At 37.9% G+C, this 3162-nt stretch carries 4 protein-coding genes; 1 reads left to right on the top strand and 3 read right to left on the bottom strand.

What is annotated here, in order from left to right; all coding sequences use genetic code 11:
- Window positions 1-54: 54 nt before the first annotated feature.
- Window positions 55-1263 carry a porin gene (locus tag L1D46_RS20135; RefSeq protein WP_239978127.1) on the top strand — a complete coding sequence of 403 codons (1209 nt, stop codon included), beginning with the start codon at window positions 55-57 and terminating at the stop codon, window positions 1261-1263.
- Window positions 1264-1896: 633 nt separating this feature from the next.
- Here L1D46_RS20135 and L1D46_RS20130 read toward each other — a convergent pair.
- The 3 genes from L1D46_RS20130 to L1D46_RS20120 are packed head-to-tail and all read right to left on the bottom strand — an operon-like array spanning window position 1897 to window position 3076.
- On the bottom strand, window positions 1897-2208 hold the full coding sequence (locus L1D46_RS20130; RefSeq protein WP_218650132.1) for an antibiotic biosynthesis monooxygenase: 312 nt from the start codon (window positions 2206-2208) through the stop codon (window positions 1897-1899).
- 5 nt (window positions 2209-2213) lie between these two features.
- Entirely contained in the window at window positions 2214-2624 is a 411-nt protein-coding gene (locus tag L1D46_RS20125) for a GFA family protein (protein WP_167657690.1), read from the bottom strand.
- 20 nt (window positions 2625-2644) lie between these two features.
- Entirely contained in the window at window positions 2645-3076 is a 432-nt protein-coding gene (locus L1D46_RS20120; RefSeq protein ID WP_167657691.1) for a DUF3859 domain-containing protein, read from the bottom strand.
- Window positions 3077-3162 lie beyond the last annotated feature (86 nt).

Raw genomic sequence — 3162 nt, 5'->3', positions numbered from 1 at the left:
CCTTCCTTTAACTAAATTATACCTATTAGGGACAATTATTAATCAAGGTACTTTATGAAAAGAACACACACTGCCTTATTTGTTGCAGGCATGATTGCCATACCGACAGCCAATGCCATCGAAATCTATAACGACCAAACCAATAGCGTTACTGTTGGTGGCTTTATCGATGCAAGAATTATTAATACGCAAGGCGAAACTGAGGTAGTAAACGGTGCATCACGCATTAATTTTGATTTTAAGCGCCAATTAAAAAACGGCTGGCAAGCTTTTGCTTTACTTGAATGGGGTGTTAACCCTGTTGGTAGCAGCGATATCGTATACAGCAATCGCTTTGAATCAATTCAAGATGAGTTTTTATATAACCGTTTAGGCTATGTTGGTCTTAAACATGACGATTACGGCCAAGTCACTTTAGGTAAACAATGGGGTGTATGGTACGACGTTGTTTACAACACCAACTACAGCTTAGTATGGGATGGTAATGCTGCAGGTGTTTATACCTACAATAAAGATGACGGTGCTGTAAATGGCACAGGTCGCGGCGATAAAGTACTGCAGTATCGCAATACCTGGGGTAATTTTCATTTAGCGCTTCAAGCACAACTGAAATCTGATGACTTTTATACCTGTGATATCGTTGATATATCAATGAGATCGTGTGAGGTACTTTGGAACCAAGGAAATAACGCCGCACAAAAAGTAGAATTTAATTCTACTTATGGCGCCGCACTCACCTACTCGGTTAGCCCTAATTTAAAAGTAACTGCGGGTGTTAACCGCGGTCAGTTTGATATCGTGTATGCAGGTGGGAGAAACCAATCTGTAAATGATTTAATTTATGGTATGGGCATTACCTATGGTGATTTTTATAAGCCTGGTTGGTATGCATCAGCGAATATAAATAAAAACGAAAACCACGATACTGACAACTTAGGTCGCTTAATTAAAGATGCCGTTGGTTTGGAGTCTATCTTCAGCTATCGCTTTGATAATGACATTCGTACCTTTGTAGCTTATAACGTATTTGATGCCGGCGATGACTATGTTATTCAGCCAAACTTTAATGCCGATCCTGAAGATGTATTTAAGCGTCAATTTGCAGTAATTGGTGCGCACTACTTCATGGCAGAAGATACCATTTTATATATTGAAGTCCGTAAAGACTTTAGCGACTTTTCGAGTAATGACGCTGAGCAAGAAGCACAGATGTCACAAACCGAAGATGACGGTATTGCCATTGGTTTTAATTACACTTTGTAATCACGATTAACACTAAAGCCCACTTTTGTGGGCTTTAACTCACGATAAAAATACTGCAATACATTTTCTTTTTTGTCGCAATATCAACCAACAAATGCTATTACTTAACAGTCATAAAACTAAAAAAATGAAAATAATTGAGGTTAATATGTCTAACAGGACCAAACTTATTCTTCTCTGTGCAATCTCTAGCGTTTCATTTCTGCTCTTTTACTGGCTAACACATGTCAGAGAATCGGATACTGTTTTAGGTGTTAGCTCCGATTTATCTGGTGGTTTAGTTATGGGCTTTGCTATTGGTGTGATGCTAGTTACATTAAGTACATTTAAATTAAAAAAGCATTAAGTGTATTTAAAAACAAAGGTTTAAACCTTTTCCTATCTGTCATTCATCAAGACAAAAAAGATGACCTTAAAGTTTGCAAGCCATTGATATTGCAAATATAGAAAGGAAAAAGATTTTTCATTTATGCATAAGGAATACTTGTGATTATTCCAAATCATTTCACGAGTATATTATTCGAACCCTATCACGCCTCACCCTGTATATTAAAAAGCTTAAATTTTAGGTTATGCTGAGGTTGAAGTTAAACCAAATAATGTATGATGTGTTCTTAACAAGACTACTATGTATCACAATGAATAATCACGTTCGACTTTAGCAATACGCGTTGTAAACGCGCTGTACCATTTATCTTTACCAAGCTGCTGCGCATTTAAGTGCTCCACGTTTTGTTTCCAGGCTTTTATCGCATCTAAGCTTTGCCAATACGATACCGTAATACCCAAACCATCACGAACAGACTCCATGCCTAAATACCCTGGTTGTTGCTCTGCAAGCTCAACCATTCTATTGGCCACTTCTTCATACCCAGCGGTATCCTCAGATAAGATATTCGTAAAAATTACGGCGTAATAAGGCGGTTTAGGTGTATTCGCAATCATGGCTATTACTTCGCTCTACTTGGTTCAAAACCATCATAGCATGGTATTTCTGCGTCAAACGTATCCCAGTTTGCTTTAGAACTTACAAAGTTATGGCTGATCGGACGCTCGTTTATATCGCTATCTAACAAACCTAAGCGAATACGTAAACGACTTGGGTCATCTTTGTTCTCACTATAAACTGGTGATCCACAGCAGCTACAAAAATAACGAATTCTACCGGGTTTAAATTCAAAGGCACTCAGATGCTGCTTGCCCTCTGTGAGGTTAAAACCATCTCGTTGAATAAAGCCATTGGTTGCGTAGGCTGTGCCTGAATTTTTACGACATAAAGAGCAATGACAATGAATAATTGAGTCTATACCACCAGCAATTGTTACTTTTACTTTGCTGCACAAACAACTTCCTTGATACATAGTCCCTCTCAGATTAAAGATTAATAGCCGCGATGCTTCCAAAAATCAGTGGCTGTACCTTCGGCTTCCTTTAATAAGTTAAAGGATTTATCGGCAATTATATGACCATTTAATTCAATAGTCATGCGCCAAATGCCAACTTTATTATCAACAGGTGCCCATATAGTATCACCTAAGTAAAACTGCCAATCGTTTGTTTTAACGTACTGTTCGCCCTCAAATGGTGGCATGATCTCGCCATCTTCATCTGGGATATCTGGATGGTAAATGCAAAACTTTATTTTTTGTCCTTTAGCCTTTTTAATGTTAACAATAAAACCAAATTCAATATCTAACTGTGCCGGAACGTCTGTTGTAAACTCGGTGATTTGAGGCAGGTCTTTCTCTTTTGCATCCCAATGGCTGTAAATGCCGTAACTTTCAATACTGATAATTGGTTTGGCTTTTGCCATCGTTGCAAGCGCTCCTTTTTAAAATGAGACGCCATTTTATAGTAGCAACACTAGCAGAACAAGATTGTAACATTATAGTAATTAGT

This window comes from Pseudoalteromonas sp. Isolate3 (genome assembly GCF_022398505.1).
Taxonomy (GTDB): Bacteria; Pseudomonadota; Gammaproteobacteria; order Enterobacterales; family Alteromonadaceae; genus Pseudoalteromonas; species Pseudoalteromonas apostichopi.
The sequence above is the reverse complement of the archived record's forward strand: the minus strand, read 5'-3'. Positions and strand labels throughout refer to the sequence as shown.